This window comes from Corallococcus sp. AB011P (assembly GCF_003611605.1).
Taxonomy (GTDB): domain Bacteria; phylum Myxococcota; class Myxococcia; order Myxococcales; family Myxococcaceae; genus Corallococcus; species Corallococcus coralloides.
The window spans coordinates 81,421-93,932 of the sequence record NZ_RAVX01000007.1 but is presented as its reverse complement, the minus strand read 5'-3'; the positions used below and the strand labels follow the sequence as shown (position 1 = coordinate 93,932).

The 12,512-nt window shown below is 71.1% G+C and carries 12 protein-coding genes; 10 read left to right on the top strand and 2 right to left on the bottom strand.

The window, feature by feature from the left end:
- Positions 1 to 44 precede the first annotated feature (44 nt).
- The 10 genes from D7X30_RS20230 to D7X30_RS20185 all read left to right on the top strand — a co-directional run bounded on the left by D7X30_RS20230 (position 45) and on the right by D7X30_RS20185 (position 9,497).
- Complete coding sequence (locus D7X30_RS20230) at positions 45 to 1,247, top strand: AAA family ATPase (RefSeq protein ID WP_120564584.1); 1,203 nt, start codon at positions 45 to 47, stop codon at positions 1,245 to 1,247.
- Complete coding sequence (locus tag D7X30_RS20225) at positions 1,241 to 1,855, top strand: DUF4276 family protein (protein ID WP_120564583.1); 615 nt, start codon at positions 1,241 to 1,243, stop codon at positions 1,853 to 1,855. The genes D7X30_RS20230 and D7X30_RS20225 overlap by 7 nt, the downstream gene beginning before the upstream one ends.
- Before the next feature lie 121 nt (positions 1,856 to 1,976).
- Entirely contained in the window at positions 1,977 to 4,256 is a 2,280-nt protein-coding gene (mbhE, locus tag D7X30_RS20220) for a hydrogen gas-evolving membrane-bound hydrogenase subunit E (protein ID WP_120564582.1), read from the top strand.
- Positions 4,257 to 4,260: 4 nt separating this feature from the next.
- A complete protein-coding gene (locus D7X30_RS20215) occupies positions 4,261 to 4,704 on the top strand; it encodes an MnhB domain-containing protein (RefSeq protein ID WP_120564581.1) in 444 nt (147 codons plus the stop codon).
- A complete protein-coding gene (locus tag D7X30_RS20210; RefSeq protein WP_120564580.1) occupies positions 4,701 to 5,069 on the top strand; it encodes a sodium:proton antiporter in 369 nt (122 codons plus the stop codon). The genes D7X30_RS20215 and D7X30_RS20210 overlap by 4 nt, the downstream gene beginning before the upstream one ends.
- Positions 5,069 to 6,436, top strand: coding sequence for a complex I subunit 5 family protein (locus tag D7X30_RS20205; RefSeq protein WP_120564579.1), 1,368 nt, complete (start codon positions 5,069 to 5,071; stop codon positions 6,434 to 6,436). The genes D7X30_RS20210 and D7X30_RS20205 overlap by 1 nt, the downstream gene beginning before the upstream one ends.
- Complete coding sequence (locus tag D7X30_RS20200) at positions 6,433 to 6,930, top strand: Na+/H+ antiporter subunit E (RefSeq protein WP_120564578.1); 498 nt, start codon at positions 6,433 to 6,435, stop codon at positions 6,928 to 6,930. The genes D7X30_RS20205 and D7X30_RS20200 overlap by 4 nt, the downstream gene beginning before the upstream one ends.
- A 13-nt stretch (positions 6,931 to 6,943) precedes the next feature.
- Positions 6,944 to 7,231, top strand: a complete 288-nt coding sequence (locus D7X30_RS20195; RefSeq protein ID WP_120564577.1) for a monovalent cation/H+ antiporter complex subunit F — start codon at positions 6,944 to 6,946, stop codon at positions 7,229 to 7,231.
- Positions 7,228 to 7,572 (top strand): monovalent cation/H(+) antiporter subunit G, encoded by a 345-nt coding sequence (locus D7X30_RS20190; RefSeq protein WP_120564576.1) that lies wholly within the window; start codon positions 7,228 to 7,230, stop codon positions 7,570 to 7,572. The genes D7X30_RS20195 and D7X30_RS20190 overlap by 4 nt, the downstream gene beginning before the upstream one ends.
- A gap of 131 nt (positions 7,573 to 7,703) precedes the next feature.
- Entirely contained in the window at positions 7,704 to 9,497 is a 1,794-nt protein-coding gene (locus tag D7X30_RS20185; protein WP_120564575.1) for a thiamine pyrophosphate-requiring protein, read from the top strand.
- Between the two features lie 16 nt (positions 9,498 to 9,513).
- Here the strand turns inward: D7X30_RS20185 and D7X30_RS20180 are convergent, their stop codons facing one another.
- Both D7X30_RS20180 and D7X30_RS20175 read right to left on the bottom strand, forming a co-directional pair.
- Positions 9,514 to 11,919 (bottom strand): ABC transporter permease, encoded by a 2,406-nt coding sequence (locus D7X30_RS20180; RefSeq protein ID WP_120564574.1) that lies wholly within the window; start codon positions 11,917 to 11,919, stop codon positions 9,514 to 9,516.
- Between the two features lie 140 nt (positions 11,920 to 12,059).
- Entirely contained in the window at positions 12,060 to 12,509 is a 450-nt protein-coding gene (locus D7X30_RS20175) for a hypothetical protein (protein ID WP_120564573.1), read from the bottom strand.
- Between the last annotated feature and the right edge of the window lie 3 nt (positions 12,510 to 12,512).

The window sequence follows — 12,512 nt, the reverse complement described above, 5'->3', positions numbered from 1 at the left end:
TCGGATTGAGTCCGGCGCCGTCCGGTCCCGGGTAGAGTGGCGGGATGCTGCGCAGCATCCGCCTCCGGAACCTCCTTTCGTTCGGACCTGACTCCGAAGCCTTCCCCCTTCAGGCGCTCAACGTCCTGATTGGTCCGAATGCGTCCGGAAAGTCCAACCTCATCGAGGCGCTGGGCTTGCTGCGGGCGACACCGAGCAATCTGCTGGCGCCCATCCGTGAGGGCGGGGGCGTGTCGGAGTGGTTGTGGAAGGGCGGACCGGGTTCGTCAGCGCCGGTCGCGGAGTTGGACGTCGTTCTGGAGTACCCGAAAGGGGTCATGCCGCTGCGCTACCAACTGGCCTTCACGGTAGAAGGCCAGCGGCTGGACCTTGTTAACGAGGCCATCCAGAACGAGAGGCCAAAAGAGTCGAATCGGTCCTCCACGGATTTCTACCGATATCATTCGGGCTCTCCCGTGCTGAATGCCCGTATGTCGATGGCGAGCCCGCCCGGATCGGCGGATGGACGCATGTGGAGAGCCGTCCAGCAGGTGAGCCCAGACCAATCCATCTTGTCTCAGCGGCGGGATGAGGATGCGTATCCCGAATTGACCTATGTGGGCGCTCAGTTTGGCCGGATCTCCCTGCACCGGGAGTGGAACCTGGGCAGATACACGCCCCCACGGCTGCCTCAGCGAACGGACCTCCCTGGAGACTTCCTGCTGGAGGACGCAAGCAACCTGGGGCTCGTACTCAACGACCTCGAGTTCCGGCCAGGTGTGAAGAAGGCCCTGCTGGAGAACCTTCGTCTTCTCTATGCGCGCGTGGAGGGTCTCTCGGTCAGGATCTCTGGTGGAACAGTGCAGGTGTTCTTCCATGAGGAAGGCCTGAGCGCCCCCATCCCAGCGACGCGTCTGTCCGACGGGACGCTGCGCTATCTCTGCCTGCTCACTCTGCTGTGCCACCCGACGCCTCCGCCCCTGGTCTGCATCGAGGAGCCGGAACTCGGATTGCATCCCGACATCTTGCCGGTGATCGGGCGCCTGCTCATCGAAGCGAGCACGCGCACGCAGCTCATCGTGACGACCCACTCGGACACGCTGGTCTCCGCGCTCTCCGAGGTTCCAGAATCCGTCGTCGTCTGCGAGCAGGAGCAGGGCGGAACGGTGCTGCGGCGCCTGGAGAAGGAAAAGCTTTCGGAGTGGTTGTCGCGGTACAGCCTGGGGGAGGTCTGGCGGATGGGCGAGTTGGGGGGAACCCGATGGTGAAGGAGATCCGGCTCTACATTGAAGGAGGCGGAAATACCAACTACGGCAAGGCGCGACTGAGGGCTGGATTCGGTCAGTTCTTCGAGGAAATCGTCCAGCGCGCGAGGAGAAGAAATGTCCGCTGGCAGCTCATCCTGTGCGGTCCGCGCGATGCCGCTTTTGATGGATTCAGGCACGCACTCAAGGATCACCCTTCCGCCTTCAACATCCTGCTCGTCGATTCAGAAGGCCCGGTGAGCAAGCCGCCCTGGGCCCATCTCGCGACGCGCGACCCATGGCAGCGTCCCGAGAAGGCTTCGGACGACTCCTGCCAGCTGATGGTCCAGACCGCCGAGGCATGGCTCATGGCGGACCCCGAAGCGCTCCAGGGTTACTACGGAAAGGGCTTCGCGCTCGGGAGCCTTCCCAAGACGAACAACGTCGAGGCCATTCCCAAGCCCATCCTCGAAGGCGCCCTGGACAAGGCAACCCAGGGGACGCAGAAGGGCCGGTACCACAAGATCGAGCACTGCTCGGATTTGTTGGGAAAGGTGGACCCCGTGCTCGTCCGCGCCCGTTCAGCGCACTGCGAGCGGTTGTTCACCGTGCTGGAAGGCTTGCTGTCCTGAGCTGTGTCCACCAGCGCACGGCTCCGGCTCCACGAGTGACCTGGGGGTGACGCTCCGCGCGAAGGGCTGACGGTTGTGTGCCTGCACCGGCGGGCCACTCCTAACGTGGGCCTCTTCGCCCATGCCCCTCCTCCTGCCCATCCTCCTGGCCCTGGCGTGCGCGCCGCTCGCCTATGTCGCGGGCCGGTGGCGTCCGGGCGCCGCGGCCTGGATGGGCGCCCTGGGCGCGCTCGCCGCGATGGGGGCGCTGGTCAACGAGTGGATGCAGGGGACCACGCGCCTCGTGCTCCCCTGGGCCCCCTCCTGGGGCCTGTCGCTGGAGTTCACGCGCGACGGCCTGTCCGGCCTCTATGCCGCGTTGGCGCTCGGAATCGGCGCGCTCGTCGTCCTGTACTCGCGCGCGTACATGCCGCACCACCTGGCGGAGGAGAAGCGGCCCCCGGGCGACGAGGTGCGCTTCCAGGGGCTGCTCCTCGCGTTCATGGCCGCCATGGTGCTGCTCGTCACCGTGGATGACCTGCTGCTGCTCTTCGTGGCGCTGGACCTCACCACCATCATCTCCTACCTGCTCATCGGCTTCGACCGCGAGGACCCCGAGTCGCGCGCCGCCGCGCTCCTGTCCCTGGTCCTCACCGGCGCCACCTCCGTCGTCTTCTTCGCGGGCGCCATGACGCTGGGCCTCCAGTACGGCACCTTCTCCCTGCCGCTCGTCTTCGAGCGCGCCGCGCAGTCCCCCGCGTCCACCGGCGCCCTGGTGTGCCTGGCCGTGGGCGCGCTGGGCAAGAGCGCGCAGGTGCCGTTCCACTTCTGGCTGCCTCGCGCCATGGCCGCGCCCACGCCCGTGTCCTCGTACCTGCACTCGGCCGCGATGGTCGCCGCGGGCGTCTTCCTCCTCCAGCGCCTCTACCCCCTGTTCGCCCCCGCCACGGACGTGCGCCACGGCCTGCTCGTCATCGGCTTCCTGTCCATGGGCATGGGCAGCCTGATGGCCCTGGTGGCGGATCCGTTCAAGCGCGTGCTCGCGTACTCCACCATCGCGCAGTACGGCTACGCGCTGGTGCTGGTGGCGCTGGGCTCCGAAGGCGCGCCGCTCTACGTGGCGGCCCACGCGCCGTGCAAGGCCGCCCTGTTCCTCACCGCGGGCGCCGTCACCCAGGTCACCGGGAAGAAGAAGCTGTCCGAGGTCGGAGGCCTGCGCCACTCGCTCCCCCTGCTCGCGGGCGCCAGCGCCGTCGCGGCGGCGGGGCTCGCCGCGCTGCCCCTCACCGTGGGCTTCTTCAAGGACGAGGTCTTCTTCCACGCGCTCGCGAAAGAGGGCCCCGCGTTCATGGCGGCCGGGCTCGTGGGCGCGGGCATGACGCTCGCGTATACGCTGCGCCTGTGGTGGGGCCTCTTCGGCGGCCCGCGCCAGGACGTGCCCGCGGCACCGCGCCTGCTCGTGGCCCCCGTGGTCGTGCTCGCCGCGGCCATCCTCCTGGGCGGCGTGCTGCCGGGGCTCCTGGTCGCGCCCTCCCGCGCCGCCGCGGAGGCGATGCGCGGCGAGCCCTCCACGCTGGAGTTCGCGTATCACCTGGACGCGCGCGCGGAGAACCTGCTCGCCGTGGGGGCCTGGGTCCTGGGCGCGGCGCTGTTCGCCACCCGCCGCGCGTGGACGCCCGCGCTCTCCCGCGTGCTGGAAGGCGCGTCCCACGTGGGCGCCGAGCGAGGCTACCGCCTGCTGCTGCACCAGCTGGACCGGCTGTCCACGTGGCTGCACGAGAAGGAGGTGCGCGACCTGCGCGACCGCGTGGCGTCCGTGCTGGTGCCCACGGGCCTCCTGGGCCTGGCGGTGCTGGGCGTGACGCCGCTGCGCGACCGCTTCAAGGTGGGCACCGTGGGCTGGGCGGATATCACGCTGGTGATGGCGCTGGCCTTCGCGTCCGCCGCCGCGCTGGCCACGCTGCGCGCGAAGGGCCATTTGCGGCTGGTGCTGCTCATCTCCTGCGTGGGCTTCAGCCTGGCCATGGTGTTCGCCTTCGCCGCCGCGCCCGACGTGGCCCTCACCTCCGTGCTGGTGGAGACCACCTTCACGTTGCTCTTCGCGGGCCTGCTGGCCCTGCTGCCCCGCGGCCGCCTCGCGCGCGCCCAGCACGAGTCCCAGAACCCACGCGGACGCGACCGCCTGGCGGCCAGTGTCGCGGGCGCGAGCGCCTTCCTCCTGAGCTGGAGCGCCTTGTCCCATCTGCATGCCGACCGCGTGGGCGCGCGCACGGTGCAGTTGGCGGAAGCGGCGCACTCGCCCAACGTCGTGGCCGCGGTGCTCACGGACTTCCGGGGCCTGGACACGGTGGGGGAGATGACCGTCGTGGTGGCGGCGCTGCTCGGCGTCACCAGCCTCCTGACCCTGAAGGGGAAGCGCTGAAGCCATGATCTCCTTCGTCCCGCCCCTGTCGCGCCTCCTGCTGTGGCCGTCGTTGATCATCGCGCTCTCGTTCTGGCTGAAGGGCGGCGCGTCGGTGGGCGGCGGCTTCCCGGCCGGGGCGCTCGCCGGCCTCGCGGTGCTGCTCCAGTACGTGGTGGTGGGCCGCGACCAGGCCCGGCGCTACGTGGCGGTGCGGTACGCGGCCCCGCTGGCGGGCGTGGGGCTCTTGCTCGTGGTGGGCACCGCGTTCCTGCCCGTGCTCGCGGGCTACACCCCCATGAGCCTCTTCCCCCGCCCGGACCAGCCGGAGCTGGGCATGGGAGCGCTCCACCTGCACACCGCGCTCATCTTCGAGGGAGGACTGATGCTCATCGTCTTCGGGCTGGTGGTCACCGTCATCGACCGCTTCGCCCTGCGCACCGGAGCGGAGGAGGAGTCCGGACCATGATCCTCATCGCGTCCCTGGTGGTGGGCCTGCTGTTCGCGTGCGGCGTGCGCATGGTGCTGGAGCGCGAGCTGGTGCGCGTGGCGTGCGGCACGGTGCTCATCACCAACTCCAGTGTCCTGCTCATCCTCGCGGGCTCCTTCCCGGAGCGGGGCGAGGCGCTGAGCGTGCAGGCTGGCTGGCCGGTGACGGACCCGGTGCTCCAGTCGCTGGCGCTCACGGCCATCGTCATCGGCTTCGCGGTGTCCGCGCTGCTGCTCACGCTGGTGCACCGCACGCAGCGGGCGCACGGCTCGTTGCGCACGGACCGGTTGGTGGAAGCGGAGCTCCGGCGCGTGCACGCAGTGGAGAAGGAGGAGGACTCCTGATGCCGCTCTGGGGTCCTCTGCTCCTGCCGTGGGTGCTGGGCACGGTGCTGGCGTTCCTGGATGGACGCCGCGCGTGGGTGGCGTGGTTGGCCATCGCGGGGCTCGCGGGCACGCTCGTGTGCACGGTGTGGCTGTTGCCCCAGGCCTGGGGCTCGCAGGCGCCCCAGTTCGTCACGGGGGACTGGCCGGTGGGCGTGGGCATCCGCCTGCGAGCGGATCAGCTGTCCATCGTGTTCGCGCTGGTGTCCACGTCGGTGCTGCTGGGCACGCTCGTGTACGAGCACGTGGCCGGAGGCATCACGTCGCGCAGCTTCCCCGCCCTGGTGGTCTTCATGGGCGCGGGGCTCACGGGGGTGTTCTTCACGTCGGACGCGTTCAACTTCTACGTCTTCTTCGAGCTGGCGATGACGGCCGCGTTCGGGCTGGCGTCGTATGGAGAGAGGCCCCGGAACCTGCACGCGGCGTTCACCTTCGTGGTGGTGAACCTGATGGGGTCCACGCTGTTCCTCACGGCGGTGGTGATGCTGTACCTGACCACCGGCACGCTGGACATGCTGTCCATCATCGCGTGGGGACAGGCGCGGGAACCGTTCGCGTTGCTGGTGCCGGGCACGCTGCTGCTGTGCGCGTTCGGCGTGAAGCTGGGCTTCTTCCCGTTCCACTTCTGGGCGCCCGCGGTGTACCGGGACGCGGGCCCCACGGTGGCGGCGCTGCTCGCGGGAGCGCTGGCGAACATCGGCAGCTATGGGCTCTTGCGCTTCGGCGTGGACGTGATGCCGCAGGTGCTGGCGCAGGCCCGGCCGCTGCTGGAGATATTGGGCGCGGCGAGCATCCTCTACGGCTCCGTGCTGGCGCTCTCCCGGCGGGACACGCGCGAGGTGCTCGCGTACGCGTCCATCTCGCAGGCGGGGCTCATCATCGCCGCGCTGAGCCTGGCGGGCCGGGAAGGCCTGTGCGCGGCGGTGGCGCTGGCGCTGGCGGGCTCCGTGGACAAGACGGCGCTGTTCCTGGCGCAGGACCGGGGCGGCGAGCGGGCGCGCAGGGCCTACTCGGTGGCGGCCTTCAGCACGGCGGGAGTGCCGCCCACCGCGGGCTTCTGGTCCAAGGCCTGGCTGCTGCGAGCGGCGCTGGAGCAGGGGCATGCCTGGCTCGCGGGGCTGGTGGTGCTGGCGAGCGCCCTGTCGCTCCTGGCCCTCTTCCGCGCCTACCAGCGCGAGCGGTGGTTGAGGGAGGGCGCGGCCTTGCACCGGGGCACGGGAGCCGTGGTGTACGCGCTGTCCCTCGCGCTCATCGCCGCGGGCCTCTGGCCGGAGCCGCTCCTGCGCGCCGGACGCGACGCCATCCAGGGCCTGGGGACGCTGCCATGAGCCCGCTCACCCTGGTGCACATGCTGTCCCTGACGCTGCTGTACGCGCTGATGGTGGGCAGCTTCCATCCGGTGGACCTCGCGCTGGGCGCGGTGCTGTCCCTGGGGGTGATGCGCCTGTTCCCCCTGGCCGCCCTGCCGCCGGTCCTGAGTGCTCGCGAGCACTGGCGCCGCACGCTGCACCTGCCCCGCTTCGGCTGGGCCCTGGTCGTGCTGGTGACGCGGAGTTGTTTGCATGTGCTCACGGTCATCTTCGGCCCCGCCGACCGTGCGAATCACGCGGGCGTCGTGGAGGTCCCCATGGGCGAGCGCACCGCGCGCGGCGTGCAGGTGTCCTCGTGGGCCATGTCCCTGGCCCCGGGCACGGTGCTGCTGGAGCTGGACTGGAAGAAGCGCGTGATGCGCATGCACGCGCTGGACGCGTCGGATCCAGACAGGTTGATCCGGCAGCAGGACAACTTCTACCAGCGCTACCAGCGCGCGGTGTTTCCGTAGGGAGGCGGCCTGGATGCACGAGACCTTCTTCACCCTGGCCATCGTGTGGATGGTGGGCCTCCTGGGCGCCCTGGTGCTGCTGGCCTCGCGCCAGCGCTCCTCGGCGGACATGCTCATGTCCGTGGACACCCTGGGACTGGCCATCTGCGCGGTGCTGGCGCTGTACGGCGCGACACGCGGCGAGGCCGGCTACCTGGACGCGGCCCTGGTGCTGGCCCTGCTCTCCTACGTGCAGACCGTGGCCGGCGCCCGCTTCCTGCACCACGGCCGCACCTTCCACGATGAGGAGGACAGCCGATGATGTCCGCCGGGGTGCAGTGGGTGGCCGACGGCCTGGTGGCACTGGGCCTGTGCTTCATCACCGCCGCCATCATCGGCATGTACCGGCTGCCGTCGGTGCTCACGCGCGTGCACGCGGCGGGCGCGGTGCCCTTTGGCGGAGCGCTGGTCATCATCGGCGCCACGCTGGCGACGGCGGACGGCTGGCTCATCCTGCGAGGGCTGCTCGTCGCCGCGTTCCTGATGCTCACCATCCCCAGCTCCGCCCACGCCATCGCCTGGCTGGCGGAGAAGCGCCCGGAGCTCGCCCACGACAAGGGCCGGCGGCACCGGCACGAACCGGAAGGCCACGAGCGGCGGTAGCCGCCCGCACGCAGGCCCGCTCACGGGCGGGTGGAACGGGCACCCGGATGCCCCCGGACTCCAGGGGGCATCGCGGTCACTAGCTTGATGCGCGAGGGACCTCCACCCGCCCCTGTCCAGGAGCCTCGCGCATGAGCGCCACCGTCAGCGACTACCTCGTCTACCGCCTCATCCAGTGGGGTGTGCGCCGCATCTACGGATACCCGGGCGACGGCATCAACGGGGTGATGGGCGCGCTGGGACGCAACTCCGAGATGAAGTTCGTGCAGGTCCGCCACGAGGAGATGGCCGCCTTCGCCGCCTGCGCGCACGCGAAGTTCACCGGCGAGGTGGGCGTGTGCATGGCCACCTCCGGCCCGGGCGCCGTCCACCTGCTCAATGGCCTCTACGACGCGAAGCTGGACCACCAGCCCGTGGTGGCCATCGTCGGCCAGCAGGCCCGCACGGCCCTGGGTGGCCACTACCAGCAGGAGGTGGACCTCACCACGCTCTTCAAGGACGTGGCCAGCGAGTACATCACCATGGTGACCGTGCCCTCCGCCGTCCGCCACGCGCTGGACCGGGCCGTGAGAATCGCCCGGTGCGAGCGCACCGTGACGTGTCTGGTGTTGCCCAACGACTTGCAGGAGCAGCCCTATGAGCCGCCCCCGCGCAAGCACGGCACCGTGCACTCCAGCGTGGGCTACGCGTCCCCGCGAGTGATTCCCCAGGACGCGGACCTGCGCCGCGCCGCGGACGTCCTCAACGCCGGCAAGAAGGTGGCGATGCTGGTGGGCGCGGGCGCACTGGGCGCGGCGGACGAGGTGATGGAGGTCGCGGACCGGCTGGGCGCGGGCGTGTCCAAGGCGCTGCTGGGCAAGGCGGTGCTGCCGGACGCGCTGCCCTTCGTGACGGGCCCCATCGGCCTGCTGGGCACGAAGCCCAGCTGGGACCTGATGCAGGACTGCGACACGTTGCTGATGGTGGGGACCAGCTTCCCCTACTCGGAGTTCCTGCCACCGGAGGGCCAGGCGCGCGGCGTTCAAATCGACCTGGACGGCCGGATGCTCTCCATCCGCTACCCCATGGAGGTGGGGCTGGTGGGCGACGCGAAGGAGACGCTGCGCGCGCTCATCCCCCAGCTGAAGCGCAAGGAGGACCGGAGCTGGCGCGAGGGCGTGGAGAAGGGCGTGGCGCGCTGGTGGAAGGTGCTGGAGGCGCGCGCCATGACCGACGCGAACCCCCTCAACCCGCAGCGCGTGTTCTGGGAGCTGTCCCCGAAGCTGCCCGCGGACGTCATCCTCGCGGCGGACTCGGGCAGCTCCACCAACTGGTTCGCGCGCGACCTGAAGGTGCGCCAGGGGATGATGGCGTCCCTGTCCGGCAACCTGGCCACCATGGGCTGCGGCATGCCGTACGCGCTGGGGGCGAAGTTCGCCTTCCCGCACCGCCCGGTGCTCGCGGTGGTGGGCGACGGCGCCATGCAGATGAATGGCAACGCGGAGCTCATCACCGTGGCGAAGTACTGGAAGGAGTGGAAGGACCCGCGCCTCATCGTCCTGGTGCTCAACAACCGCGACCTGAACCAGGTGACGTGGGAGCAGCGGGTGATGGCGGGCGACCCGAAGTACGCCGCGTCCCAGGACCTGCCGGACTTCCCCTACGCGAAGTACGCCGAGTCCCTGGGCCTCAAGGGCCTCCGCGTGGACCGGCCGGACCGGCTCGCCGCCGCGTGGGATGAGGCGCTGGCCGCGGACCGGCCCGTCGTCTTCGAGGCCTATACGGACCCGGACGTGCCGCCCCTGCCGCCGCACATCACCGTGGAGCAGGCGAAGATGTTCGCCTCCGCCGTCGTGAAGGGCGACGCGGACGCGGGCGGCTTCCTCAAGCAGTCCATGAAGGAGGTGGTGGAGACCCTCCTCCCCCACAAGGGCAACAAGTCCTGAGGTGGGGCAGGGGCCCTCAGGCGTCCTGCTTGAGGGCCTCGGCCGGAGAGATGCGGGTGGCGGAGAGCGCGGGAATCCAGCTGGCCGCCAGCGCGGTGAGGAAGAGCAGCGCGGGGGCTCCCACGAAGATGAGCGGGTCGTGGGGCGTGATGCCATACAGCATCGCGGAGAGCGCGCGGGCCAGCAGCCCCGCGCCCAGCAGCCCCACGGCGAGGCCCAGGCTTGTGAGCCGCAGTCCCTGGGTCACGACCAGCCGGAGCAGTCCCCGAGGCGCCGCACCCAGAGCGCTCCGGATGCCCAGCTCCCGGGTCCGCTGCGTCACCCAGAAGGCCAGCAATCCATACAGCCCCACCGAGGCCAGGACCGCGCCCAGCAGCGCGAACGCCGCCAGCAGCCCGCCCAGCACACGCACCCGGGCGGAGCCGGCCTCCACCACGCGCTCCAACGGGCGGACGTTGAGCAGCCGCAGGTTCGGCTCCGCCGCGCGGACCTCCTCCTGTAGCAGCGCCAGCAACCGGGGCGCCGGCAGCGAGGACTTCACCGCCAGGTTCAGGCTCTTGCGCATGTCCTGGCCCAGCGGGACGTAGAGGTCCCCGGCTGGCGCCACCGAGACGCGCTCCATGGGCACGTCCCCAACGACGCCAATGACTTCCCGGGGCGCCGCGTCCCTGTCCAGTTGGAGCCGGACACCCACCGGGTTCCGGCCCGGGAGGTACCGGCGCGCGAAGGCCTCGCTGACGACCACCACGGGGGGATGGTCCGCTGTGTCGCCCGCGTCCATGAGGCGGCCCTGCTTCAACGCGATGCCCATGGCCTGGAACGCGCCCGCGCTGGCCGGCACGTAGCCGGCTCGGGGCGGCATCCCGGACGGAGGGGGCGCCCCCGCGACGTGGAAGCCCGCCGTCTCGCGCCAGACTTCACCGGAGAAGGGGAGCGCCGCGGTGAGCCCGGCCGCGTCCACGCCGGGGAGCGTCTCCAGCCGCGCGGTGAGCGCCTGGGCCAGGGCCGAGGCCCGGGCCTCGTCGGGGAACTGCTCCAGCGGGAAGAACACCTCCGCGACCGTGACGCGCTCGGGCTCGAAGCCCAGCGGCACGGCCTGGAGCTTCCACAGCGTGCGCAGCATGAGCCCCGCGCCCACCAGCGGCACCAGCGCCAGGGACAGCTGCGCGACGACCAGCGCCGAGCGCGCCCAGCCCAGGGACGTCGCGCCGCGCCCACCGCGCATCATCGGCGCGAGCACGGCCCGGGCCTCTCCGCGCGAGGCGTGGAGCGCGGGCAGCACCCCCACCAGCACCGCTGTCGCCAGCGACACGGCCGCCGCGATGCCGAGCAAGGAGGGCTCCAGCCCCGGGCCGCCGGACACGAACCAGCCTGGAATGAAGAGGGTGAGCAGTCCCCTCCCCCAGAGCGCGAGCAGCAACCCGCCCACGCCCCCGAACGCGGCCCGGACCGCGCTCTCCACGAACACCTGCCGGACCAGCTGCCACCGGGTCGCTCCCAGCGCCAGGCGCACCGACAGCTCGTGCATCCGCGCGCTGCCCCGCGCGAGCAGCAGGTTCGCGAGGTTCGAGCACCCCAACAGCAACAGCAGCACCGCCGCCCCGGCCGCGATCCGCAGCTGGGACAGGGATTGCTCGACGAAGTACGCGTGGAGGGGCTCCACGTGCACCCCCACCCGAGGCTCGCCCGGGACGGCCTCCGCGGCGAGCGTGAGCGGAAGCAATTCCCCCCGGGCCTGCTCCAGGGAGACGCCCGGACGCATCCGGCCCACGACGCGCAGCGCATTGCCTCCGTCGTGGAGCGCATCCATCGCCAGGGGCTTCCACGCCTCCACCTCCGGCTCGAAGCGGAAGTCCTCCGGCAGCACGCCCACGATGACGTGAGACAGGCCGTCCAGCAGGACGCTCCGGCCCAGGACGGCGGGGTCCGCCCCATACAGCCGCTGCCACAGCGCATGGGTCAGCACCAGCTCGCGGTCGCGGCCGGGAACCTCTCCTTCCGTCCCCCAGAGCCGCCCCAGGGCGGGCCGGACGCCCAGCAGGGGCATCAGCCCCGCGGAGGCGCGTCCCACGGTCAGCCGCGCCTCCAGCCCCGCTCCGCCCAGGAGCTGCTTCGCCACCCGCACGCCCTCGATGCCGGAGAAGCTCCGGGCCCCCTCGCGCCACGTGTTCCACACGGGCAGGCTCACGCGGGTGCGGTCCTTGTGCGGCCCGGCCCCCGCGCCCGGCGTCGTCGCCTGGAAGAGGCGGACCAGCTGCGCTGCCTCCGGATACGGCAGGGGTTGCCAGAGCACCGGGTACACGACACTGAAGACCGCGGTGGTCGCACCGATGGTGAGCGCCAGCGTCAACACGACGACCGCGGTGAAGAGCTTCTCCCGGGCCATCGAGCGCAACGTGCGCCGGACTTCGAGCAAGAGCATGGACCTGTGTCAGGGGTGGGGGACGAGGACGCGCGTGTAGCAACGAGGATGCCACGCACGGCCTTCCCCTGCCGGGCGGCTCACCCGGCCCCGGATGCCGACCGGAATTGGGAACGGCCGTCCCACTTCCGCGAAACGGCCTACTTCGTGAGCCAGCGCATCGTCGCCTCGGTGACCACGCCGAACAGGGCCGTCTGCGCGAACAGCCAGGCGTGCTCCTCGCGCGTCCAGGTGCTCTCCGCGGCCGTCGCCTTGAAGAGGGGAAAGGCCATGCGCTCGAACGCGAGCACCCCCAGGCCCAGCAGCACACCGCTGTGCGGCAGGGCCCACTTCGACGTGCGCATCCGCACCAGGCCCCAGCCCATCCCCAGCAGCGGGCCATAGCCCGCGCGCAGCGCGAACGCCCAGTTCGCGGCCTCCCGCCGGGACAGCTTCCGGCCGAACAGCCGGCTCAGCACGTGCCGCGCGATGTTGCGCGCGGAGTAGGGCGGCGGATGGCCCAGCGAGGCATTGCGCACGGCGACCAGCATGCCCAGGGCACCGGTGCCCACGGCCCCGGCGACATAGGCCGCGGCGTATGGATTCCTCATGGC

Excerpts from the sequence above, each read along its gene's own strand:
- D7X30_RS20185 (WP_120564575.1), top strand. The coding sequence starts at position 7,704 with ATGAGCGCCACCGTCAGCGACTACCTCGTCTACCGCCTCATCCAGTGG.
- D7X30_RS20190 (WP_120564576.1), top strand. The coding sequence starts at position 7,228 with ATGATGTCCGCCGGGGTGCAGTGGGTGGCCGACGGCCTGGTGGCACTG.
- D7X30_RS20200 (WP_120564578.1), top strand. The coding sequence starts at position 6,433 with ATGAGCCCGCTCACCCTGGTGCACATGCTGTCCCTGACGCTGCTGTAC.
- D7X30_RS20215 (WP_120564581.1), top strand. The coding sequence starts at position 4,261 with ATGATCTCCTTCGTCCCGCCCCTGTCGCGCCTCCTGCTGTGGCCGTCG.
- D7X30_RS20225 (WP_120564583.1), top strand. The coding sequence starts at position 1,241 with ATGGTGAAGGAGATCCGGCTCTACATTGAAGGAGGCGGAAATACCAAC.
- D7X30_RS20180 (WP_120564574.1), bottom strand. The coding sequence starts at position 11,919 with ATGCTCTTGCTCGAAGTCCGGCGCACGTTGCGCTCGATGGCCCGGGAG.
- D7X30_RS20195 (WP_120564577.1), top strand. The coding sequence starts at position 6,944 with ATGCACGAGACCTTCTTCACCCTGGCCATCGTGTGGATGGTGGGCCTC.
- D7X30_RS20175 (WP_120564573.1), bottom strand. The coding sequence starts at position 12,509 with ATGAGGAATCCATACGCCGCGGCCTATGTCGCCGGGGCCGTGGGCACC.
- mbhE (WP_120564582.1), top strand. The coding sequence starts at position 1,977 with ATGCCCCTCCTCCTGCCCATCCTCCTGGCCCTGGCGTGCGCGCCGCTC.
- D7X30_RS20205 (WP_120564579.1), top strand. The coding sequence starts at position 5,069 with ATGCCGCTCTGGGGTCCTCTGCTCCTGCCGTGGGTGCTGGGCACGGTG.
- D7X30_RS20230 (WP_120564584.1), top strand. The coding sequence starts at position 45 with ATGCTGCGCAGCATCCGCCTCCGGAACCTCCTTTCGTTCGGACCTGAC.
- D7X30_RS20210 (WP_120564580.1), top strand. The coding sequence starts at position 4,701 with ATGATCCTCATCGCGTCCCTGGTGGTGGGCCTGCTGTTCGCGTGCGGC.